Source organism: Cupriavidus sp. FW305-3-2-15-C-LB2, assembly GCF_058787575.1.
On record NZ_JBYSZW010000011.1, the window covers coordinates 1 to 22,091 of the forward strand.

Annotated in this window: 23 protein-coding genes; 22 read left to right on the forward strand and 1 reads right to left on the reverse strand. The window is 63.5% G+C overall.

Going from position 1 to position 22,091, the window contains the following annotated elements; all coding sequences use genetic code 11:
• Positions 1-205: 205 nt before the first annotated feature.
• The 17 genes from AC3WRR_RS10570 to AC3WRR_RS10650 all read left to right on the forward strand — a co-directional run bounded on the left by AC3WRR_RS10570 (position 206) and on the right by AC3WRR_RS10650 (position 15,739).
• Positions 206-1,492, forward strand: a complete 1,287-nt coding sequence (locus AC3WRR_RS10570; protein WP_492296883.1) for a FliC/FljB family flagellin — start codon at positions 206-208, stop codon at positions 1,490-1,492.
• Positions 1,493-1,608: 116 nt separating this feature from the next.
• Positions 1,609-1,968, forward strand: coding sequence for a flagellar protein FlaG (locus AC3WRR_RS10575; RefSeq protein WP_492296885.1), 360 nt, complete (start codon positions 1,609-1,611; stop codon positions 1,966-1,968).
• A gap of 50 nt (positions 1,969-2,018) precedes the next feature.
• A complete protein-coding gene (gene fliD / locus AC3WRR_RS10580; protein WP_492296887.1) occupies positions 2,019-3,476 on the forward strand; it encodes a flagellar filament capping protein FliD in 1,458 nt (485 codons plus the stop codon).
• Positions 3,477-3,503: 27 nt separating this feature from the next.
• Positions 3,504-3,932 carry a flagellar export chaperone FliS gene (fliS, locus tag AC3WRR_RS10585; RefSeq protein ID WP_492296888.1) on the forward strand — a complete coding sequence of 143 codons (429 nt, stop codon included), beginning with the start codon at positions 3,504-3,506 and terminating at the stop codon, positions 3,930-3,932.
• 1 nt (position 3,933) lies between these two features.
• Complete coding sequence (locus AC3WRR_RS10590) at positions 3,934-4,269, forward strand: flagellar protein FliT (RefSeq protein WP_492296890.1); 336 nt, start codon at positions 3,934-3,936, stop codon at positions 4,267-4,269.
• 40 nt (positions 4,270-4,309) lie between these two features.
• Positions 4,310-5,596, forward strand: coding sequence for a flagellar hook-length control protein FliK (gene fliK, locus AC3WRR_RS10595; protein ID WP_492296892.1), 1,287 nt, complete (start codon positions 4,310-4,312; stop codon positions 5,594-5,596).
• Positions 5,593-5,877, forward strand: a complete 285-nt coding sequence (locus AC3WRR_RS10600; protein ID WP_492296894.1) for an EscU/YscU/HrcU family type III secretion system export apparatus switch protein — start codon at positions 5,593-5,595, stop codon at positions 5,875-5,877. The genes fliK and AC3WRR_RS10600 overlap by 4 nt, the downstream gene beginning before the upstream one ends.
• 183 nt (positions 5,878-6,060) lie before the next feature.
• On the forward strand, positions 6,061-8,283 hold the full coding sequence (locus tag AC3WRR_RS10605) for an O-linked N-acetylglucosamine transferase, SPINDLY family protein (protein WP_492296895.1): 2,223 nt from the start codon (positions 6,061-6,063) through the stop codon (positions 8,281-8,283).
• Positions 8,280-9,050, forward strand: coding sequence for a glucose-1-phosphate cytidylyltransferase (gene rfbF / locus AC3WRR_RS10610; protein ID WP_492296896.1), 771 nt, complete (start codon positions 8,280-8,282; stop codon positions 9,048-9,050). The genes AC3WRR_RS10605 and rfbF overlap by 4 nt, the downstream gene beginning before the upstream one ends.
• Positions 9,050-10,114, forward strand: coding sequence for a CDP-glucose 4,6-dehydratase (rfbG, locus tag AC3WRR_RS10615; protein WP_492296898.1), 1,065 nt, complete (start codon positions 9,050-9,052; stop codon positions 10,112-10,114). Before rfbF ends, rfbG begins: the two co-directional genes overlap by 1 nt.
• Positions 10,111-11,358, forward strand: coding sequence for a methyltransferase domain-containing protein (locus AC3WRR_RS10620; RefSeq protein WP_492296899.1), 1,248 nt, complete (start codon positions 10,111-10,113; stop codon positions 11,356-11,358). Before rfbG ends, AC3WRR_RS10620 begins: the two co-directional genes overlap by 4 nt.
• Positions 11,355-11,900: a dTDP-4-dehydrorhamnose 3,5-epimerase gene (rfbC, locus tag AC3WRR_RS10625; RefSeq protein ID WP_492296901.1), complete on the forward strand. Its 546-nt coding sequence runs from the start codon at positions 11,355-11,357 to the stop codon at positions 11,898-11,900. Before AC3WRR_RS10620 ends, rfbC begins: the two co-directional genes overlap by 4 nt.
• 1 nt (position 11,901) lies before the next feature.
• Positions 11,902-12,390: an acyltransferase gene (locus AC3WRR_RS10630; RefSeq protein WP_492296903.1), complete on the forward strand. Its 489-nt coding sequence runs from the start codon at positions 11,902-11,904 to the stop codon at positions 12,388-12,390.
• On the forward strand, positions 12,387-13,169 hold the full coding sequence (locus tag AC3WRR_RS10635; RefSeq protein WP_492296905.1) for an NAD-dependent epimerase/dehydratase family protein: 783 nt from the start codon (positions 12,387-12,389) through the stop codon (positions 13,167-13,169). Before AC3WRR_RS10630 ends, AC3WRR_RS10635 begins: the two co-directional genes overlap by 4 nt.
• A 149-nt stretch (positions 13,170-13,318) precedes the next feature.
• A complete protein-coding gene (locus tag AC3WRR_RS10640) occupies positions 13,319-14,104 on the forward strand; it encodes a phytanoyl-CoA dioxygenase family protein (RefSeq protein WP_492296906.1) in 786 nt (261 codons plus the stop codon).
• The gene (locus tag AC3WRR_RS10645) at positions 14,101-14,880 is read left to right on the forward strand and encodes a class I SAM-dependent methyltransferase (RefSeq protein ID WP_492296907.1); all 780 of its coding nucleotides are present in this window, start codon (positions 14,101-14,103) and stop codon (positions 14,878-14,880) included. Before AC3WRR_RS10640 ends, AC3WRR_RS10645 begins: the two co-directional genes overlap by 4 nt.
• An 88-nt stretch (positions 14,881-14,968) precedes the next feature.
• Positions 14,969-15,739, forward strand: a complete 771-nt coding sequence (locus tag AC3WRR_RS10650) for a cephalosporin hydroxylase family protein (protein WP_492296909.1) — start codon at positions 14,969-14,971, stop codon at positions 15,737-15,739.
• 163 nt (positions 15,740-15,902) lie between these two features.
• Here AC3WRR_RS10650 and fliE read toward each other — a convergent pair whose 3' ends face one another.
• Complete coding sequence (gene fliE, locus AC3WRR_RS10655; protein ID WP_058697366.1) at positions 15,903-16,226, reverse strand: flagellar hook-basal body complex protein FliE; 324 nt, start codon at positions 16,224-16,226, stop codon at positions 15,903-15,905.
• A 406-nt stretch (positions 16,227-16,632) separates the two neighbouring features.
• On the opposite strand from fliE, the gene fliF reads away from it, so the two are divergent.
• From fliF to fliJ, 5 genes are read left to right on the forward strand one after another with little or no spacing between them, the layout of a single operon-like run.
• Complete coding sequence (fliF, locus tag AC3WRR_RS10660; protein ID WP_492296911.1) at positions 16,633-18,363, forward strand: flagellar basal-body MS-ring/collar protein FliF; 1,731 nt, start codon at positions 16,633-16,635, stop codon at positions 18,361-18,363.
• Complete coding sequence (fliG, locus tag AC3WRR_RS10665) at positions 18,350-19,360, forward strand: flagellar motor switch protein FliG (protein WP_010810688.1); 1,011 nt, start codon at positions 18,350-18,352, stop codon at positions 19,358-19,360. Before fliF ends, fliG begins: the two co-directional genes overlap by 14 nt.
• A complete protein-coding gene (gene fliH / locus AC3WRR_RS10670) occupies positions 19,347-20,165 on the forward strand; it encodes a flagellar assembly protein FliH (protein WP_011617819.1) in 819 nt (272 codons plus the stop codon). Before fliG ends, fliH begins: the two co-directional genes overlap by 14 nt.
• A complete protein-coding gene (gene fliI, locus AC3WRR_RS10675; RefSeq protein ID WP_058697368.1) occupies positions 20,158-21,633 on the forward strand; it encodes a flagellar protein export ATPase FliI in 1,476 nt (491 codons plus the stop codon). Before fliH ends, fliI begins: the two co-directional genes overlap by 8 nt.
• The gene (gene fliJ, locus AC3WRR_RS10680) at positions 21,611-22,069 is read left to right on the forward strand and encodes a flagellar export protein FliJ (RefSeq protein WP_010810691.1); all 459 of its coding nucleotides are present in this window, start codon (positions 21,611-21,613) and stop codon (positions 22,067-22,069) included. Before fliI ends, fliJ begins: the two co-directional genes overlap by 23 nt.
• Positions 22,070-22,091: the final 22 nt, after the last annotated feature.

Here is a 22,091-nt window from a genome sequence, read left to right on the forward strand (position 1 = left end):
CCTTCCCGCCCCGCCGCTCCCTGCCGCAAGGCGCCTCTGCCGGCCCTGCCGGCACCCCGCGCAACTATCGCGGAGATCACTCTAAACCTTTGCCTTGCCCGGTCGATAACCCAAGCAACGGAGGCACTCTACGCCCTGCAAAGCAGGCCGCCAACGTTACGGCACTAGCCGGAATGCCCAAAACTTTGCATATAGGAGTCGTACCATGGCGCAAGTCATTAACACCAATTCGTTGTCTCTGATGACTCAGAACAACATGAATGCTTCGCAATCGTCGCTGAACACGGCGATCCAGCGCCTGTCGTCGGGCCTGCGCATCAACAGCGCCAAGGACGACGCCGCTGGTCAGGCGATTGCGAACCGCTTCACCGCGAACATCCGCGGCCTGACGCAAGCCCAGCGTAATGCCAACGACGGCATCTCGCTGGCGCAAACGACGGAAGGTGCGCTGACCGAAGTCAACAACAACCTGCAACGTATCCGTGAACTGAGCGTGCAGGCTGCCAACGGTTCGAACTCGGCTTCGGACCTGAAGTCGATCCAGGATGAAATCACGCAGCGCCTGGCAGAAGTCGACCGCACCTCGCAACAGACGGACTTCAACGGCGTGAAGGTGCTGTCCTCCAGCGCCAAGCCACTGACGGTCCAGGTTGGTGCCAACGACAGCGAAACCATCACCATCGGCCTGAAGCAGATCGATTCCAGCACGCTGGGCCTGACCGGCTTCACCGTCGCCAAAAATAACCTGAACGTCAGCAACGCCATTACTACCGTTTCGGCAGGCAGCGGCGCCCCCGTCAACGTTGACCTCTCCGCCGCAGCCACCTCCCTGGGCGTGAACGCTGCCGACCTGTCGCTGCACAATGTAAGTGGCGGCAGCAACTACGTGGTCAAGAGTGGCCAAGATTACTATGCTGCCTCGATCAACAAGACCAACGGCGCCGTTTCGCTGAACAAGGTGGACATCAATGTAGCCGACGCCGCCAACGGCAACGCAGCGGGCTCGAACGTAACCGGCATGCTGGTCAAGGTCGGTGCTGACTCCCTCGGTGCTGCCACCGGTTACATCACGATCCAGAACAAAAACTACGCAGTCGCCGTCGGCGCTCTGACCGACGGTGGCAGTGCCGGCACGACCAGCAGTCAGACTGGTACCACCATCAACCTGAGCCAGAACGGCGCCACCGCCGCCACCGCCCAGTTCACCGGCGTGGCAAGCGCCAACCCGCTCTCCAAGCTGGACGCCGCACTGAAGATCGTGGACGACCTGCGCAGCTCACTGGGTGCCGTGCAGAACCGCTTCGACTCGACCATCTCGAACCTGGGCACCACCATCACCAACCTGTCCTCCTCGCGCTCGCGCATCCAGGACGCGGACTACGCAACGGAAGTGTCGAACATGACCCGCGCGAATATCCTGCAACAGGCTGGTACCTCGGTGCTGGCGCAAGCGAACCAGACCACGCAAAACGTGCTGTCGCTGCTGCGCTAATTCGCCACAACCTTCCGCAGCAAAGCCGGGCCTGTAGGCCCGGCTTTGCTGCCGGAGTGCTACGCAAGCAGGCCGCTGCTTGCCTAGCGCTTCCAGTTTTTGCGACGAGACCTGACATGGCTACTTCCGCTGCTGCCTTTCCTGCCCTGACTCGCACATTGAGTGGTGAGACTTCCCAGCCACCTGCGCGATCGGCGCCGGCGACGGCTGCCCGAGATGGCCAAGTCCAGGCGGCGCCGGCGCTGGCAACGTTGCCGGCGGCAACGACCGACGCCATCAAGGAACTCAGCGAGGCGCTGCAATCCACTTCGATCAGCCTGCAGTTCAAGATCGACGAGGACTCACACAAGGTCATCACCAATGTCGTGGACCGCGACACCGGCGAGCTGATCCGCCAGATGCCGTCCGAGGAAATGATGCGGGTCGCGCGCGCCATGAACAAATTGCAGGGCCTGCTGGTCGAGCAGACTGCATGAACAAGCAAGTAGAACATTCCTGAACTAGAGCAGACAGCGAGGTATCTGATATGGCATCCGTCTCTTCCATCGGCATCGGCTCCGGCCTTGACCTGTCTGGTCTGCTCGACAAGCTGGCCACCGCCGAGAGCACGCCGCTGACGATGATCAAGAACCGGCAGACAGCCTACCAGGCAAAGCTGTCGGCCTATGGCACCGTAAAGAGCGTCCTGTCGGCGTACCAGGCGGCGGCCAAGAAGCTGGCGGACGTCATCACCTTCGGCGCGGTCAAAGCGACTGCCGGTTCAACCGATGTGCTGACCGTCAGTGCCGCGACAACCGCCATGACCGGCAGCTATTCGGTCAACGTCACCGGACTGGCCCAGGCGCAGTCTCTGGTGGGCGCAGGCCAAGCCAGCCAGACCACGGCGATCGGCACCGGCACGCTGACATTCGACTTCGGCAATGTGACTGGCTATGACAACGACCCTGCCTCGCCCACCTACGGCACCTATGTCAACCCCGCCTTCACCCCCACCGCCGGCTCCACCAAGACCGTTACCATCGACAGCAGCAACAATACGCTGCAGGGTATCCGCGACACCATCAACAAGGCCAATATTGGCGTGAGTGCCAGCATCGTCAACGACGGCAGCGGCACGCCTTACCGCCTAGTGGTAACGTCCAGTGCGACCGGTGAAGCGTCGACCATGCGAATTACCGGCTCGTCTCCCGCGATACAGAATCTGCTCGGCTACGATCCGGCGTCGACTAACCAGCCCAGCGGCGTAAGGGAGACGGTGCGCGCCACCAACGCCAATCTGAGCATCAACGGCATTGCCGTGACCAACGCCAGCAACACCGTCACCGATGCTGCGCAGGGCGTGACCATGACGCTCAACAAAGTAGGTAGCAGCAGCTTGACCGTTACACGCGATACCGACTCGATCAAGACGGCCATACAGGCCTTCGTCACCGCTTACAACAATCTGCAAAGCTCCGCCAGGCAGCTCACCGCCTTCGATACCGATGCACAGACCAATGCCGCCCTCACCGGCGACGGCGTGCTACGCAATATCCAGATCCGTCTACGCGGCATTCTGAATACGCCACAGGGCGGCAGCACCGGCCTGACCACGCTGTCGCAGATCGGGGTGTCGTTCCAGAAGGACGGCACCATGTCGGTAGACGACAGCAAGCTGAGCACGGCGCTGAAGGACAATCTGATCGGCGTGACGCAATTGTTCGGCGGCGACGGCACTACCGGAGGCTATGGGCGGCAGATCTCAGACGCCATTGACGGTTTCAACGCGACCGACGGTGCATTGAAATCCGCCACCGATGGCGTGACGAAGACTTTGAAGGACCTGGCGAACGACTACACCTCGACCGAAGACCGTGTTAACGCCACGATCGAACGTTATCGCACCCAGTTCACGCAGCTCGACCTGCTGGTCGCGCAGATGAACTCGACCAGTAGCTATCTGACGCAGCAATTTAACGCCCTGAGCAACTCGACCAAGAAGTAAACGAATATCCCTAAACAAGGTCCAACCATGTACGCACGCCAAGCCGCAAATGCCTATGCGCAGGTCGGGGCACAGACTGGCGCTATGAGCGCAAGCCCCCACAAGCTGATCGTCATGCTCTACGACGGCGCACGCTCGGCCATCGCTCAGGCCCGCTTCCACCTTGAATCGGGCAATGTGCAGGACAAGGGCAAGTCCATTTCCAAGGCCATCGAGATCATCGACAACGGCCTGCGCGCCGTGCTGGACCACGGAGCAGGCGGCGACATCGCGGCCAGCCTCGAGCAACTCTATGACTATATGTCGCGGCGTCTGTTGCAGGCCAACCTGCGTAACGATGTGGCCTTGCTTAACGAGGTCGACCAACTGCTCGAAGGCCTCGCTTCGGCCTGGGTCCAGATCGGTGACCCTACACAGCCCGCTGCCGCTCCGCAAATGGCTCTGGTGGAGAGCTAAGATGCATACCAAAAGCCCAATCCTGCGCTGCTACGAAGAGCTGGAGCTGCTGACCGAGCAAATGCTGGAAATCGTCCAGGCTGGCAACTGGGATGCCATGGAGGAACTCCAGGAGGTCTACGCCGCGCAGGTAGACTGCTTGCGCCGGATGGACCACAGTGCGCCGATCTCCGAGAGCGAACTGACCTGCCGTTATCAGCGGCTGGAGCGCATCCTCGCCTCCGACGCCGCCATTCGCAACCTGCTGACGCCGGAGTGGACCCGCCTGGGCATGCTGTTGGGCAATGCCCGCCGCCAACAGGAACTGGGGCACATCTACGGCATGCGGCCTGAATAGCGCTGCGCCCCCGTCAACCCAGATAACGTCTCCGCCTGCCATGACCGGCATCACCGTCTCGCCGGACCCTTCCCTGTTGCGTGGCGCCGATCCGCAAGGCTTGCGCAACGCGCTATCGGTTTCCAAGCTGGCGGCCATGCTGCCGACCGCCGACCTGGCCCAAAGCGGCGCACAGACCGCCAACGGCATGGCCGTGCAAGGACACGGCGTTAGCCCGATGGCCAGCTCTGGCGCCCGGCCTGACCACCCGGCCTTGACCGGCTCGACCCGCGAGACCTTGAGCTTTGCCGCGCGCGCAATTCTCGATGTGCTCGAGCGGCCAGACGCTCCGGCACCGCGCGCCACCGTGCCGTTGCTGCCCTCACCGCCGGCGGCCACGGCTGGCTTGCGCACTGCCTTGGAGGCGGTGGTCGGACAGAGCGGACTATTCTATGAAAGCCACCTGGCTGAATGGGTGAGAGGAGCGAGATCGCTCGTGGAGCTCCTCAAGGAACCGCAAGCCACGATACGATCGGCTACCAACAGACCGGGTGCTGCCGCAGCGCCGCCACCGCAGCATGCCACCGTCTTCAGCCCGGCGGCGCAGGCGCCGCTACCCTTGCTGCCGGCTACTGCCAAACTGGTTGACACGGGCATCAAGAAGGCGGTGGATCACGACCAAGACTTGCCTTCTCCTCCTCAGTCGCGGTTTCCCGGAATCGGGGAGGACCAACCGGCCGCGCCGCCTGCCATCTCGCGCGCCACGTCCGCCACGCAGCCCCATGCACGTGGGTCTATGCTCCCCAGCCAGGCGGCGCAAGCCTATGAGGCAGTGGCCAGGGAGGCTGAGCACCCGGTGGTTCAAGACTCACGGGTAAATCTCCGCGCAGCCTCGCACGTGAGCGACGACAGCCGGGAGCCATCCACGCATGCCGGCGGTGCAGGCCCCATCATGCACCCCGCCAGCGAGGGCATAGTGCGCCAGCAACTCGAACTGTTGGCCACCCAGCAGTTCCGCTGGGCAGGTGAAGCTTGGGCCGGCGTGCCGATGGCCTGGGAAATCCAGCGCGACTGCGAACGTAGCGGCGCCGGCATCGCGGAATGCCCGGAGGGCGCGTGGACCACGCGCCTGCTGTTGAGCCTGCCGGAACTCGGCCCGGTAGAGGCAAGCCTGACGCTGAACGGCACAGGACTGGAGGCACGCCTGCTCTCACCCGACCGCGCCATCGTCTCGCGCATGAACGCGGCGCGCTCAGCGCTCTCGGGCAACCTTGCCGCCAACGGCATCGTGCTGATGCGGTTGGCGGTCGATACCGGCGAGCCCGCGTGGCCAGGAGCGCAGCCTTGAGCGGCAACGGACCTGACGCGCCGCGTGGCACTGCCGTGGCGCTGCGCTACGAGAGCGACAGGGCGGCCCCGCGCGTCGTTGCCAAGGGCTATGGCGTAGTTGCTGAGTCGATCGTCGCGCGCGCGCAGGAAGCCGGCGTCTATGTGCATGGCTCGCCGGCGCTGGTGGGCCTGCTGATGCAGGTGGACCTCGATTCGCAGATCCCGCCGCAGCTCTATGTGGCGGTGGCCGAACTGCTGGCGTGGCTGTATAACCTCGACGCCGGAGACGGCACTGCATAGCAGGATGTAGTGGCGCCAAGCGGCCGCGTGCCGATGGTATCGCTGAATTGACGCCATTTTTGTTCTGTGTTCGCTCGTTGCCTACCGACGCGGCGAGGCTATCGTAATGGCGTTTCCCCTCCTGTCCGCTAGTTCAAGTCGGCCAACCGGGGAGCGCCCCGACCACTCAGTCGCCCAAAATTCATGCAACGTCAGCAACCCGCCTCCAAGGCGCAGCATTTGATCCGCAAGGCAAGCGCCAGCTACCAGACGGGCAACTATGCCGATGCCATCAAGGCCGCGCGCAACGCCGAGAAGCTCGACCCCAAAGCCTGCCACGCCTACTATTGGCGTGGCATCGCCACGCTCCAGCTAGGCGACGTCAACGGGGCCCTCGATCTCGTGCAGGAGGCACTAGCGAGATTTCCCGGAAACTTCGACGTCCTCTCGCTTAAGAGCCAAGTCTTCCTCGCAATGGGGAACTACCAGGAAGCCGCCGAGGTGCTAAGGACTTGCCTGGATATCCGGGACGACTACGTCGAGGGATGGGTCAACTATTCCGCGGCGCTGTTTAATCTGCAGCAATACTCAGCGGCGCAGGACGCCGCGGCGCGCGCCATTGCCTGGTCGCCCGACAATGTTGCTGCTTTGGGCAACTCGGCAAATAGCCTGAAAGAGATAGGGCGTGTTCCCGAGGCCATCGCGGCGTTGCGACGCGCATGCGGTTTGATTCCGGCGCATCACGTCAACCGCACCTCGCTACTGTTCGTCTTGCTATGCGACGAAAAGACCTCGGCAACTGACTTGCTCATCGAAGCCAAATCCTATGCCAAGGTTCTAGAGAGCACCGCGACTCACCGCCGTGTGACGCCGGCAACGTCCGGCGGCCGTATCCGCATAGGACTAATGTCCAATGACTTGAAACGGCACTCCTGTGCCTACTTCATCCTGCCGTTCATCGCCAATCTGGATCGCAGCCGCTTCGAGGTCATACTGTTCTGTCTTAACCGGCAGCGTGACGACATAACGCGGCGCCTCAGCCAGTACGCAGAGCACTTTATCGATATCGCCGGATTCACGGCTATCCAAGTCGCCCAAGCCGTGCACAAAGCCATGCCTGACGTACTGATTGATGTTGGCGGCTACACTGGCGTGTCTCCGCTGCAGTTCATGGCCCACCGCCTTGCCCCAATCCAGATGACTTGGCTGGGCTACCCGGGCAGCACCGGCATGAAGTCGATCGACTACCGCATCAGTGACTGGTGCGGCGACCCCGAGGGTTATGAAGCGCACTACACCGAGACCCTGCTCCGCGCGCCGGGCTCGTTCTGCACCTATTCCCCGTTGGTGGCCCGTCCTCTCGAGGCCTATGGCCCGACTTACCGGGTGCATGAGACTCCTGCCCTCGAAGCGGGCTATATCACCTTCGGCTCCTGCAACAACCTCGGAAAGATCACGGACAAGACTTTACGCATGTGGAGTGCCGTACTTGCCCGCTGCCCGCGCAGCAGGCTCCTTGTGGAGGCGATTGGCGTGGACAATGAATCCGTGCGCGACACGCTGCTGGCCCGCATGGAAAATGCAGGCATTGAAGCGCAGCGGGTCCAGTTTATTGCACGCGACAGCAAGAATCAGTACCTGACCTACAACAATATCGATATCGCCCTCGACACCGCCCCGCTGACCGGCGGCACCACCACTTGCGACGCTTTGTGGATGGGTGTTCCAGTGATAACCCTGGCTGGCCGCGCCTTCCATGAACGGCTCACCGCAACGGTGCTGCATCCGGCCGGGCTCGACTTCCTGATCTGCGATAGCGAAGCGGCTTACGTGGAGACCGCTGTCCAATTAGCGAGCGACATCGCCCGGCTTAGCGAACTCAGAATGTCGCTGCGCCCATGCCTGGAACAAAGCAGCATGTTCGATGCGGCCAGCTTTGCCCGCTGGTTCGAGCAACAAACTACCGCGCTCGTACAGCAGTACCGAACGCCGGAGGTAGTGGACAAATTGTCTACCGATGGCATTTTCTTTGCCGGTGAATGGTACTCCCACGCAGCTATCGCCATCGCGATTACTTCCTTACTGGAGAATCGCCTGTATGACGAATTGTGCGGGTTATTGGAGAACATTTCGGCGAAATGGAACAAGCACTGGCTGGTCGCCTATGCGTTGGCAGAAATGAGCTATCTGAACGGCGACAAAGTGGTGTCGCTCGAGTTACTGATAGAAGCCGCCGGCCTACGCAGGTACTCCCTGCAGCTATACCGACTCCTTAGCGCCAGGCTGGACGAATGCCAGGTCGAGAAGGATTTTCTTGCCAATTTGCTACAGGAGCAATTCGGCATCGACCTGGCTTATCTGGATCAATTGCCGATACCCACACTGCTCGAGATAGTGGGCATCCAGGCAGAAGCGGGGCCCGCATGAAAGCCGTTATTCTGGCGGGCGGCCTTGGCACCCGCATATCTGAAGAGTCGCATCTCCGCCCGAAGCCGATGATCGAGATCGGCGGCAAGCCAATCCTTTGGCACATCATGAAGATGTATTCCTTCCATGGCGTGAACGACTTCATCATCTGCCTGGGCTACAAGGGATACGCCATCAAAGAATATTTTGCCAACTATTTCCTGCACATGTCCGATGTCACCTTTGACATGAAGGAAAACACCATGTGCGTGCACCGCCGCAAAGCTGAGCCCTGGCGTGTCACGCTGGTGGATACCGGTGATGACACCATGACAGGCGGGCGGATAAAACGGATCGCCGACTATCTTGAATCCAAGGAGCCGTTCTGCTTGACCTACGGCGACGGTGTTTCCGATATCGATATTAGCGCCGAGATCGCGTTCCATCGCGCACATGGCAATCTGGCCACGGTCGCCGCAGTGCAGCCGCCGGGACGCTACGGCGCGCTTGAACGCGAATCGACCTATGTAAATGGATTCAGCGAGAAGCCGCGTGGCGACGGCGGGTGGATCAATGGCGGCTTCTTTGTGCTGCAGCCGGATGTCATCGAGCTGGTCGACGATGACTTCGCCAGTTGGGAAGACAAACCCATGCGCGAACTGGCCCGCCGTGGCCAGCTCATGGCTTACGAGCACCGCGGCTTCTGGCAACCCATGGACACGCTGCGGGAGAAGAACCTGCTGGAAGATCTCTGGCAAGCAGGAAAGGCACCCTGGAAATCGTGGTAATGGACAACCTCTCCTGCTATGCGGCGTGTCCGGTCTTCCTGACCGGCAACACCGGCTTCAAAGGCTCGTGGCTGACGCTTTGGCTGGCACGCCTCGGTGCGCATGTCACCGGCTATGCGCTCGCCCCCGGCGGCGGACCACAGCTATATTCGCTTGCTCGCATCGGCGAAGAACTGCGCCGGCAGCATCTGTCCGACATTCGCGACCTGGGATCGCTGCGGGAGGCAATGCAGGCAGCGCAGCCCGAAATTGTCTTTCATCTGGCCGCACAGCCACTTGTGCGCGCGAGCTTTCGCGACCCCGTCGATACCTGGTCAACCAATTTGATGGGAACGGTGAACCTTCTCGAGGCCGTGCGCTGCTGCCCTTCCGTCAAGGCGGTGCTAGTGGTCACCACGGACAAATGCTACGCAAACCGGGAATGGGCCTGGGGCTACCGGGAATCGGACCGCTTAGGAGGGCACGATCCCTACAGCGCGAGCAAGGCCGCGACCGAGCTTGTCGCCCACAGTTATCGCCAGGCCTTCCTAGCCGAACGCGGCGTCCTCCTCGCCACTGCGCGGGCGGGCAATGTGATCGGCGGCGGCGACTGGTCGGAAGACCGGCTGATCCCGGATGCGGCGCGCGCCGCCGCGGCGGGGACCGCCTTGCTAGTACGCAATCCACTGGCCACGCGCCCCTGGCAGCACGTGCTGGAATCGTTGCACGGATACCTGCAGCTTGGCGCCCGCCTGCTTGTCGGTGATGCGAGGGCTGCGCAGGCCTTCAACTTTGGACCCGAAACGACCGACAACCTTCCCGTTTCCCAGGTGCTGGATAGCCTGTGCCACCATTGGCCCGAGTTGCAATGGCAGGCCGATCCTGGCCACGAGGACGGCAGGCAACACGAGGCACGCTTGCTGTACCTTGATTCGGCGCTAGCGCGCCAGGCACTATCATGGCGCCCGGTATGGACGCTGGAGCAGGCTCTGGCTGCGACTGCGCAGTGGTACCGCGCTGTGCAGCGCGCCCCCCGGCAGGCCCGAACTGCCACGGAACAACAACTGGATGCATTCACCGCATGAGCGCCGATCTTCTACACGGCCCAATCTGCCGTTCCTGCGGGTTGCAGCTGGAACATAGCTTCGCCGACCTTGGCTTATCTCCCGTTTCCAATGCATTCATCCGACCGGAGAACGCCAACCGAAGCGAACTCTTCCACCCTTTGCATGCCATGGTTTGCCACCATTGCTGGCTAGTGCAATTGAGGGATGTCACCGGCGCGGGAGACCATTTTCACGGCGATTATGCCTACCTCTCTTCCTACTCGACATCCTGGCTAGCACATGCCAAGCATTATGTGGAGCAGATCACGGCACGTCTGCAACTGAGCGCAGCGAGCAAAGTCATAGAGCTCGCCAGCAATGACGGCTACTTGCTGCAGTACTTCGTGCGCGCCGGCATCCCTTGCCTTGGCATCGAGCCGTCGGGCAATACCGCCGCCGCGGCCCGCGAGAAGGGAGTCGCCAGCCGCGAAGTGTTCTTTGGGCGCGACTGCGCGCGAGCGCTGCGCGACGAGGGCTGGTGCGTCGATCTGTTACTGGGCAATAACGTGCTCGCCCATGTGCCGGATATCAACGACTTCGTCGGCGGCATGCCCTACGTACTGAAGGAAGAAGGTGTAATCACACTGGAATTTCCGCATTTGCTGCACCTGATCGAGCAGACCCAGTTCGACACCCTCTACCACGAGCACTTCTCTTATCTCTCACTTACCGCGCTGCTTCCGGTGTTCGCACGTGCCAGCCTGCGTGTCTTCGACGTCGAGCACCTTACCACGCACGGCGGGAGTTTGCGCATTTATGCTTGCCACAGCAGCGCAAGCCACCGCGCCACCGCCGCGGTGGCCGGCTGTCTGGTAGACGAACGCAATGCAGGCTTAAGTTCGCTGCGCCGCTATGCCGAGTTCGCCGAGCAGGTTCGCGAGACCAAGCGCACGTTGCTCTCCTTTCTCACCTCGGCACGCCGCGCCGGTAGGCGCGTAGTGGCCTATGGCGCGCCGGCCAAGGGCAACACCCTGCTCAACTATTGCGGTATCCGCACCGATTTCATCGAATACACCGTGGACCGCAATCCCCAGAAGCAAGGCAAGCTGTTACCGGGTACGCGCATCCCGGTGTATGCGCCCGAGAAGATCGCCGAGGACTGCCCCGACTATGTGTTGATCCTGCCGTGGAATCTGCGCGACGAGATCATGGCGGAGATGGCACACGTTCGTCAGTGGGGCGGCCGCTTCGTGATTCCGATACCAGAGGTGCAGGTTGTATGAAGTTTAGCGAAACCCGGTTGCCCGGAGTCTATCTGGTGGATATCGTTCCGCACGAGGACGAGCGCGGGTTCTTCGCTCGCAGTTGGTGCGCCGACGAATGGCTGGCACAGGGACTCAACCCGTGCCTGGCTCAATGCAATATTTCCCTCAACCGGCACCGAGGCACCCTGCGCGGCATGCACTTCCAGACTGTGCCGCACCAGGAAGCCAAGCTGGTGCGGGTAACGCGCGGCACCATCTGGGATGTGGCGCTCGACATGCGGCCGGCCTCGCTCACCTTCGGCCAGTGGGAAGTCTTTGAGCTTAGCGCAGATGGCCATCGCGCTCTGTACCTGGGAGAAGGGGTGGCTCATGGCTTTCAGACCCTGGTAGACGACACGGAAGTGTTCTATCAGATGAGCACGCCCTACCAAGCCGATGCCAGCCGCGGCGTGCGCTGGGATGACCCGCGCTTCGGCATCGCGTGGCCGCTGCCACAGCCAATCATGAGCGAGCGCGACCGGTCCTACCCGTTATGGTCGGCGCTTCAGGAGAAAAACTGATATGCATCGATTCCATCCCGCGGCACGTATCTCGGCCTTGTGCGACATCGAGGACTCGCAACGAGGCAATAGCGTCACCATCGGCGCCTACAGCACGGTAGACTCCTTCGTCAAGATCAAGTTCGCTGGGGGCGAAGGTAATGTCGAGATTGGCGAGCACTGCTACCTCAATTCAGGCTGTGTGCTCTATTCTGGCAACGGCATCAAGCTCGGCAATCACGTCGCGGTGGCGGCCAACTGCACATTCGCGCCGGTCAATCACGCCTATCGCGATCGCGAGCGCTTAATTGCCGAGCAGCGCTTCGCCCCAAGCAAAGGCGGCATCCTGATTGAAGACGATGTCTGGATCGGGGCCAATTGCGTACTCCTCGACGGAACCACTATCCGCCGCGGCTGCGTGATCGGCGCAGGTTCGCTGGTACGAGGCGAATTGTCAGCTTATTCGATTCACGCCGGCAACCCCTTGCGGCAGGTCGGGAATCGTCAATGAGGTTCACCGTGCTGGGCGCGAGTGGCTATATCGGCCGCCACTTGCAAGCCAAGCTCGATGCCGACGGCCATCAATGCTTCTGCCCCCCACGCGGCAGCGAGCGCATCCTTGCCGATCCGCTTGGGCACGTGATCTACTGTGTGGGCCTGACCGCCGATTTCCGCAGCCGACCCGGCGACGCCATGGAAGCGCATGTCGGCCTGTTGGGCACCATCTTGCGCAAGGCGAGCTTCGACAGCCTCCTCTATCTCTCGACCACACGGGTATATCTGGGTGCCGGCCACGGTCACGAGGATGGCCCGCTGACGGTGTGCCCCAACACGCCGGACGATCTCTACAACCTGAGCAAGCTGGCCGGCGAGGCCCTGTGCCGCGCATACGCGCAACGCATGGTGCGCGTGGCCCGGCTATCAAACGTAGTCGGCGGCACACAAAGCTCTCCGTGCTTCCTCAATAGCCTGCTGGCGGACATTCGGCAACACGGCAGGGTGATGTTGCGCAGCAGCCTGGATTCCGAGAAGGACTATGTCCACTTGGACGATGTCGTTGAGTTACTACCGCGCATCGCCACGCGAGGAAAGCAGTTCCTTTACAACGTCGCAAGCGGCAGTAATGCCAGCAATGCGCAACTCATCGCTATCCTGCGGAAACAGCGTGACTTCGCCGTAGCCCTAGACGAGCACGCCTCTGCCGTGAAGTTTCCCCTGCTCGACGTCGGTAGGATCACCCGCGAGTTCGGCTTTGTCCCGCGCGATCCCTTTGCTGGCCTTGTCCTCTAGCCGCTTCCCGGACAGGCGGCGAACAGACGCCGATTCGGGCCACTGCTTACGGCTTTGACAGCGCAACGCCGGTATACCCTTGCCCCTAGCTCTTTGCATAAGCGCATACAAGCACCAATACGGTGAAGCTATTAGAGGTTAGACAATTGATGAGCATCGATGCTTTCGAAACTCGGGGTTACACAATCGTTCCGGACTTCTTTCGGGACGGTGAGTTGGACGAACTGGATGCCGACCTTGAGGCACTCGGCAAGCTGGTGGTCGGTCCGGACTTCTCCGTCACCAGGATGGAGAGCTACGCGCTGTCGGAGGAAAAGCAGTCGATGCTGTACGACCGCCTGACCTACCTGCCTGCCTTGAGCCGACTTTCCGGCAGCGGTCGGGTTATGCAACTGTGCCGCGAGCTTGGCATGCGACTGCCATCATTGATGGGGTGCTGCAATATGCGACTCGACCGGCCGCATGACGGCAAGCACCTGTTTGACTGGCACCAGGATACGCTTTACCTGCTTGGCTCGCAGAATGCCATCACGCTATGGTTGCCGTTGCAGAAAGTGGACCTGCACCACGGTACGATCCAAGTAGTCGCGGGAAGCCACCAACGTGGCATCTATCCGTTTCAAAAGATCAGCGACAAGCCCATCGCCCCCGACATCCCCATGCTTCAGCGCGACCTGCGCCTGGACTACGAGGTCACCGAGGCATTCGACACGATCGAGGCCAAGCGTGGTGATGCGGTGGTCTTCAAGCAGATGCTGCTTCACCGCAGCACGGCGAATCATTCGAGCCAGATCCGGTGGACGGCGCAGTTGCGCATTATGGACCTTGGCGACGAGCACGCGCGGCGGCAGGGATTCCCTACGGGGGATCGTACCAACATCTATTACGTAGACTACCCCGGCTACCACCCGAACAAGAACAGGATCCCGGCATGAGCGCCCCTACCCAGATTGAAGCGATCGATCAGAACAAGATCGATGCCAGCAAGAACTCCGCGAAGAACCTGGAGTACTATGAGGCGCTTGAACGCTTCTTCCAGGAAGACGACAGCTCGACCTTGCTCAAGCTGCGCTCGTTCAGCCTCTACTCGCCGCGGCAGGTCATTACTGACTTCTTGGTCCGCTACGAACTGTTCAGCAAGATCGTGGACGTGCCCGGCTCCATTTTCGAGCTGGGTGTCTTCAACGGACAGGGATTGATGAGCTATGCACAGTTCAGTGCTGTGCTCGAGCCCAGCAATATCACCCGCAAGATCTACGGATTCGACACCTTCAACGGCTTTGGTGAGCTGAGCGAATCCGACCGAAAGAGCCGATCTAGCTTCATGCATGTCGGCGGCTACGGGATCGACTCGCACGCGCGCGTCGCACGCGCCATCGAACTCTATGATGCTAATCGCTTCATCGGCCATCTGCCCAAAGTGGAACTGGTCAGCGGGGATGTCACCGAATCGCTGCCCGCCTTCCTGGCCGACAATCCCCACGTCATTCCCGCCCTGATCCACCTGGACATGGATGTCTATGCGCCAACTAGGCGCGCATTGGAGTTGTTGCTTCCGCGCATGCCGAAAGGTGGTGTGGTGGTGTTCGACGAACTTAATATGAAGGATTTTCCTGGTGAGACGGCGGCCCTGCTCGATATTCTGCCGATCAACCAGATAGCACTCAAGCGCGTGCCCTTCTGCAGTCGTATCTCCTACTTCGTGGTTTGACTCGGCCCGACCAACTCGCACGCTTGGTCCGAGTGGCCATTTGCCCGCCTCCGGTGCCCCCCTCACTTACCTTTCCAGTCATACACCCATGCAGATCCAAATCGATACCGTTGCCGGCACGGTCAGCAAGATCACCGAATCCGGCAACGAAACACACGCCATCGCGACCGCCGAAGCATTTGGCATTGTCTCGGAAGCCTGGTTACGCTGCGGCTGGGACAACAAGCACGTCTACAGCTTCACCTGGATGGGGCGACCGATCATTCAGTTGCCGGAAGATATGGTCCGCCTGCAGGAGGTGATCTACCAGCTCAAGCCGGACGTGATCATCGAGACCGGCATCGCTCATGGCGGCTCGCTAATTTTCTACGCAAGCCTGTGCAAGGCAATGGGAAAGGGGCGCGTGATTGGCGTCGACATCGAGATTCGGCCGCACAACCGGGCGGCAATGGAAGCGCATGAACTCTACGGCGACTACATCACCATGCACGAGGGCAGTTCGGTAGCGCCGGAGGTCGTCGATTTGGTGGCCACGTCGATCCGTCCAGGGGAAACCGTGCTCGTCCTGCTCGATTCGAATCACAGCAAGTCGCATGTGGCCGCGGAGTTGGCAGCCTACGCGCCGCTAGTCTCGATCGGCTCGTATATTGTCGCTACCGATGGGATCATGGGCCGCCTGAGCGGTGCACCGCGCAGCAATCTCGACTGGACATGGAACAACCCGGAGTCCGCGGCCAGGGAATTCGCGCAGCAAAGCGACGCATTCGTGCACAGCACGCCGCCATTCCACTTCAACGAGAGCAATATCAGCGAAGCCGTCACTTACTGGCCGGGTGCATGGTTGAAGCGGATCAAGTAAGGTGGCGCGGGCTCTACGGCAAATTGCGGGGAGACTTCCCCGGCTGGGCGCAACGCCGACAACCTGATACCCGCGCCGTAAGTGATCGTTCAGGACGGTCCGGCACTTCTGGCCAGGCCAGGCACGGAAATTCCGGCCGGGGTGACCGGCCACGCGGCTGCCGTTACACCGCCATATTCATCATTTCCTGGTAAGCCGCCACCAGCCGGTTCCGCACCTGCACCCCGGTCTGGAACGACACATTGGCCTTCTGCAGGTCGACCATCACATCATTGAGCGCCACGCCGGGCTTGCCCAGCTCGAACGCCTCGGCCTGGCCGTAGGCGCGTTCCTGCGCGGCGTTTATGCGGCCCAGCGAGCGCTGCAGCTCGCCGGCAAAGCCGCCGCCGACCGGCGCGGCGGACTGGCTGGCACTGTTGCCCGAGGCAACCTGGGACATCCCGCGCAGTTGCTGCAGCATGCTCTCGATGGAAGAGATAGTGGTCATTTGGGTCGTTGTATGCCGGTCCACCGGCAGAGTTCGTCTTGTGGTGCGCCCTTGCATCACAGAGTAGCCTGCCGGCAGGCGGGCCTCAGGCGGTTCGCACCCAGTTTCAGCCCCCGCAGAGTACCCGCCGGTGCCGCCCCGCCATGGGCCGAAATCGGACAAAAAACCGCGTCTATTCGCCGGATTGTCGCGCTCAAGTCTGGCCGATCATTGCCACCGTGCCGGAAGAGCGCGGGCTGTCGTCCCGTGCTGGCTCCGGAAATCACCAGACAATCATCGATTCGGGAGTACGCGTGTTTTCTCTGCAGCGTAATGTGAGCCGTGCCGTGAGCCGCGCCGACGACCAAGGCGGTCAGCATCGCCCGTGCCGTCGCCAGCATCGCGGCGCCGGATCCGGAGCACGCGCATGACCGCGACCGTGGCACTGCCCGGGCGCCCGGCAGAAGTGATTGAGCGCCTGAAGGCCAACCCGAAGCTGCCGCTGATGCTGGCCGGCGCCGCCCTGGCCGCGGCCATCGCGGTGGGCGTGCTGTGGTCGCGCAGCCCGGACTACAAGGTGCTGTACAGCAACCTGTCCGAGCGCGATGGCGGCGCGGTGCTGCAGTCGCTGCAGCAGATGAACGTGCCGTACAAGTTCGCCGAAGGCGGCGGCGCGGTCATGGTGCCGGCCGAGAAGGTGCATGAGACGCGCCTGCGCCTGGCATCGCAGGGCCTGCCCAAGAGCGGCACGGCCGGCATGGAGCTGATGGACAACCAGAAATTCGGCATCAGCCAGTTTGCCGAGCAGGTCAACTACCAGCGCGGGCTGGAAGGCGAGCTGGCGCGCTCGATCGAGTCCATCGCCGCGGTGCAGTCCGCCCGCGTGCACCTGGCCATCCCCAAGCCGACGCTGTTCGTGCGCGAACGCCAGAAGCCGACCGCGTCGATCGTGCTGCAGCTTTACCCGGGCCGCGCCATCGATGAAGGCCAGGTCGCTGCGATCAGCCACCTGGTGTCGTCGAGCGTGCCGGAGCTGACGCCCAAGTCGATCTCGATCGTCGACCAGCACGGCAACCTGCTGTCGAACACCGGCAACGAGCGCATGCTCGACGCGACCCAGCTCAAGTACGTCCAGGCGCTGGAGCAGAACTACCTGAAGCGCATCGAAGCGATCCTGACGCCGATCGTCGGCAAGGACAACGTGCGCGCACAGGTGACCGCCGACGTCGACTTCTCCATCGTCGAGCACACCGACGAGAGCTACAAGCCCAACCAGGACCCGACCCGCTCGGCGATCCGCAGCCAGCAGACCAGCGAGTCGACCCAGCAGGGTGTCACGCCGCCGGGCGGCGTGCCCGGGGCGCTGTCGAACCAGCCGCCGGCTGCCGCCGCCGCGCCCGTGACCACGCCGCAGACGCCGCGTGCGGGCCAGGCGCCGGGACAGGCCGGTGCTCCGGCTGCCGGGCAACCGGGACAGGCGGGGCAAGCTGCCCAGCCAGGTCAGGGCGCCCAGGTCGCCAATGCCACCGCTTCCAGCGGCCCCAGCAGCAATCGCCGTGACTCCACCGTCAACTACGAACTGGACCGCTCCGTGCGCCACGTGCAGCAGGCACCGGGCGGCGTGCGCCGCCTGTCGGTGGCGGTGGTGGTCAACTACCGTCAGCAGGCCGATGCCAAGGGCAAGCTCGTGGCCGAACCGCTGCCGCCGGCACTGCTGGCGCAGATCCAGAACCTGACCAAGGAGGCGATGGGGTTCTCGGCCGACCGCGGCGACTCCATCAACGTGGTCAACAGCCCATTCACCGCCGAGCGCGAGAAGGCCGCGCCCGAGGTGCCGCTGTGGAAGCAGCCCGACATGATCGAGCTCGGCAAGACCCTTGCGGGCTACCTGCTGCTGGCACTGCTGGCGCTGTTCGTGTGGTTCAAGGTGGCGCGGCCGGTCCTGCGCCGCTACACCTCGCCGCCGCTGCCGGCGCCGGAACCCAGGGACGAGACCGAGGCAGTGCTGCTGCCGCCGGACGAGCCCGCCAACCCGGAAATCCTGCGGCTTGCCGCCAAGTATGAAAGCGACCTCGCGCTGGTGCGCGACGCCGCACAGCGCGACCCGCGCCTGGTCGCCAGCGTGATCAAGAACTGGATTGCCAATGACAACCGCTAAGGGCATCTCCGAATCCGGCCTGCAAAAGAGCGCCGTCCTGATGATGGCGATCGGCGAGGATGCCGCGGCCGAGGTGTTCAGGCACCTGTCGCAGCGCGAAGTGCAGGAGCTGGGCTCGGCCATGGCCACGCTCAGCTCGGTCACCCGCGAGGAAATGGCCGAGGTGCTGGGCGAGTTCCGCACCGAGACCGAGCAGTACCTGGCCCTGAACGTCGATTCCAACGCCTTTATCCGCAGCGTGCTGAACAAGGCGCTGGGCGAGGAACGCGCCCAGTCGGTGATCGAAGACATCCTGGAGTCGCGCGATCCGGGCGGCGGCATCGATTCGCTGAACTGGATGGACGCCACGGCCATTGCCGAGCTGATCCGCGACGAGCATCCGCAGATCATCGCCACCATCCTGATCCACCTGGACCGCCAGAAGTCGTCCGAGGTGCTGGCGCTGTTCACCGACCGCCTGCGCAACGACGTGATCCTGCGTATCGCCACCTTCGGCGGCGTGCAGCCGGGCGCGCTGCAGGAACTGACCGACGTGCTGACCAAGCTGCTGGCGGGCCAGAGCCTGAAGCGCAGCCGCATGGGCGGCGTGCGCACCGCGGCCGAGATCATCAACCTGATGAGCACCGCGCACGAAGAGGCTGTGATCGACGGCGTGCGCCTGCACGACGGCGACCTGGCGCAGAAGATCATCGACGAGATGTTCCTGTTCGAGAACCTGCTCGAGGTCGACGACCGCGGCATCCAGCGCGTGCTCAAGGAAATCGCCACCGAGTCGCTCATCGTCGCGCTCAAGGGCGCGCCGCAGGAACTGCGCGACAAGTTCATTCGCAATATGTCCACCCGCGCCGGCGAGATGCTGCGCGAGGACCTGGACGCGCTGGGCCCGGTGCGCGTGTCGCAGGTCGAGGCCGAGCAGAAGGCCATCCTGCAGGTGGTAAGGCGCCTGGCGGATGCGGGCGAAGTGCAGATCGGCGGAGGCGACGATGCCTATGTCTGAGGCAAACCCTGAGCGCGGCCAGGCCGCACGCCGCGCGCCGCGCGGCGACCCGCTCTCTTCCCTTGCCGGCAACGGCGCGGCCGCCGATCCTGGCGGCTTTGCGCCGTTCGAGCCCCCGCGCCGCGCGCGTGGCGGCGCGGCCGGCTGGCAGCGCTGGCAGATGGGCTCGCTCGATCCCCGCGAAAGCGAGCCGCCCGAAGCCCTGGCCGCCATGCCATCCGAGCCCGCACCGCCGCCGATCGATTTCGAGGCGCTCGACGCGATGCGCGAAGGCGCGCGCAAGGAAGGCTATGCCCAGGGCTACACCCAGGGGCAAACCCAGGGCTACGGCGACGGCCACCGCGAAGGCTACGCCCGCGGCCTGGAAGCCGCACGCAACGAGGCCACGCAGCTGCAGGCGCTGGCCACCAACTTCCGCAGCGCGCTCGGCGGCGTAGACGACCAGGTCGCGCGCGCGCTGGTGTCGCTGGCGCTCGACGTGGCGCGCCAGCTGGTGCGCACCGCCCTGGCAAACGACCCCGCGGTGCTGCTGCCGGCCGTGCGCGAGCTGCTGACCAGCGAACCCGCGCTGTGCGGATCGCCCAGCCTGCTGCTGCATCCCGACGACGTGGCGCTGGTGGAAACCCACCTGCATGGCGAACTGGCGGCCGCCGGCTGGACCGTGCGCGCCGACCCGTCGGTGGCGCGCGGCGGCTGCATCGCCAGCGCCGCCAGCGGCGAGCGCGATGCCACGCTGCCTACGCGCTGGACCCGCGTGGTCAAGGCGCTGGGCCGCGACGATCCATGGGAGCCGCCACATGCCTGATGCCGCCGAGCAAGCCACGCCCGCGCCGGATTCCGCGCTGGCCCACGCGCAACGCTGGATCGGCGCGCTGGACAGCGCCGCGGCCGGCATCGCCGGGCTCGACAGCAAACGCAGCTGCGGCCGCCTGACGCGCGCCGCGGGCCTGGTGCTCGAAGCCGTGGGCCTGCGCCTGCCGGTGGGCAGCGACTGCCTGATCGAGCTGCCCGCCGGGCAGTTCACCACCGACAGCAATGCCCCGCGCACCGCGGAAGCGGAAGTGGTGGGCTTTGGCGCCGACCGGCTCTACCTGATGCCGCAATCCGATGTGGTGGGCTTGCTGCCGGGCGCGCGCGTCTACCCGCTGGAACCATCGCCGCAGCCGGCCGGCATCACCACGCCGCGCGAGCCGGGCTCCAAGCGCCTGCCGGTTGGCGCCGGCCTGCTGGGCCGCGTGCTGGATGCCGCGGGCCGCCCGCTCGACGGGCTGGGCCCGATCACCGCCGCCATGGAGGTGCCGCTGGCCGGCGAGCAGATCAACCCGCTGATGCGCGCGCCGATCGAGACTGTGCTCGATACCGGCGTGCGCGCCATCAACGGCATGCTGACGGTAGGACGCGGCCAGCGCATGGGACTGTTCGCGGGCTCGGGCGTGGGCAAGAGCGTGCTGCTCGGCATGATGGCGCGCTATACCAGCGCCGACGTGATCGTGGTCGGCCTGATCGGCGAACGCGGCCGCGAAGTGAAGGAGTTCATCGAGAACATCCTTGGCCCCGAAGGCCGCGCACGATCAGTCGTGGTGGCCGCGCCGGCCGATACCTCGCCGCTGCTGCGCATGCAGGGCGCCGCCTATGCGACGCGGCTGGCCGAGTATTTCCGCGACCAGGGCCAGCATGTGCTGCTGATCATGGACTCGCTGACGCGCTACGCCATGGCGCAGCGCGAGATCGCGCTGGCCATCGGCGAGCCGCCGGCCACCAAGGGCTATCCGCCCTCGGTCTTTGCCAAGCTGCCGACGCTGGTCGAGCGCACCGGCAACGGCCCCGAAGGCGGCGGCTCGATCACGGCGTTCTACACGGTGCTGACCGAAGGCGACGACCAGCAGGACCCGATCGCCGATTCCGCGCGCGCCATCCTGGACGGCCATATCGTACTGTCGCGCAGCCTGGCCGAATCCGGCCACTACCCGGCCATCGACGTGGAAGCATCAATCAGCCGCGCCATGACCGCGCTGATCCCGAATGAGCAGTTCGGCTCGGTGCGTCGCTTCAAGCAGCTGATGTCGCGCTACCAGCGCAACCGCGACCTGATCAGCGTAGGCGCCTATGTGCCGGGCAACGACCCGGAGCTGGACCTGGCGATGCGCCTGCACCCGCGCATGGAAGCCTTCCTGCAGCAAGACATCCACGAGCGCGCCGGCTACGACGACGCCATCGCCCAGCTTCACAGCCTCTTCGACAGGAGTGAACATGCTCAAGCATTCACCGCTTAATACGCTGGCTGACCTCGCCCAAAACGATACCGATGCCGCCGCGCGCGAGCTGGGCAGGCTGCAGGGACTGCGCACGCAGGCTGAGCAGCAGCTCAACCAGCTCACCGAGTACCGCCATGAGTACCGCGCGCGCATGCAGGTGGTGGCCGCCGAAGGCATGACCTCCAGCCGCTGGCAGGACTTCTCGCGCTTTCTCGATTCGCTCGACCATGCCATCCGCCAGCAGGGCGCGGCGCTGGCCAAGGCCGAAGCCGACCTGCTGGCGGGGCGCAACCACTGGCAGCACCAGAAGCGCCGCCTGAACTCCTTCGACACGCTGATCGCGCGCGCCGAAGCGAAGGAAGACCAGGTTGCCGCGCGCCGCGAACAGCGCGCCAACGACGAATACGCAGCCCGCCTGGCCCGCAGCACGGCCAGCCGTCTCAGCGAAGCCTGACCCAGGCCACCCCCGTAGCCAA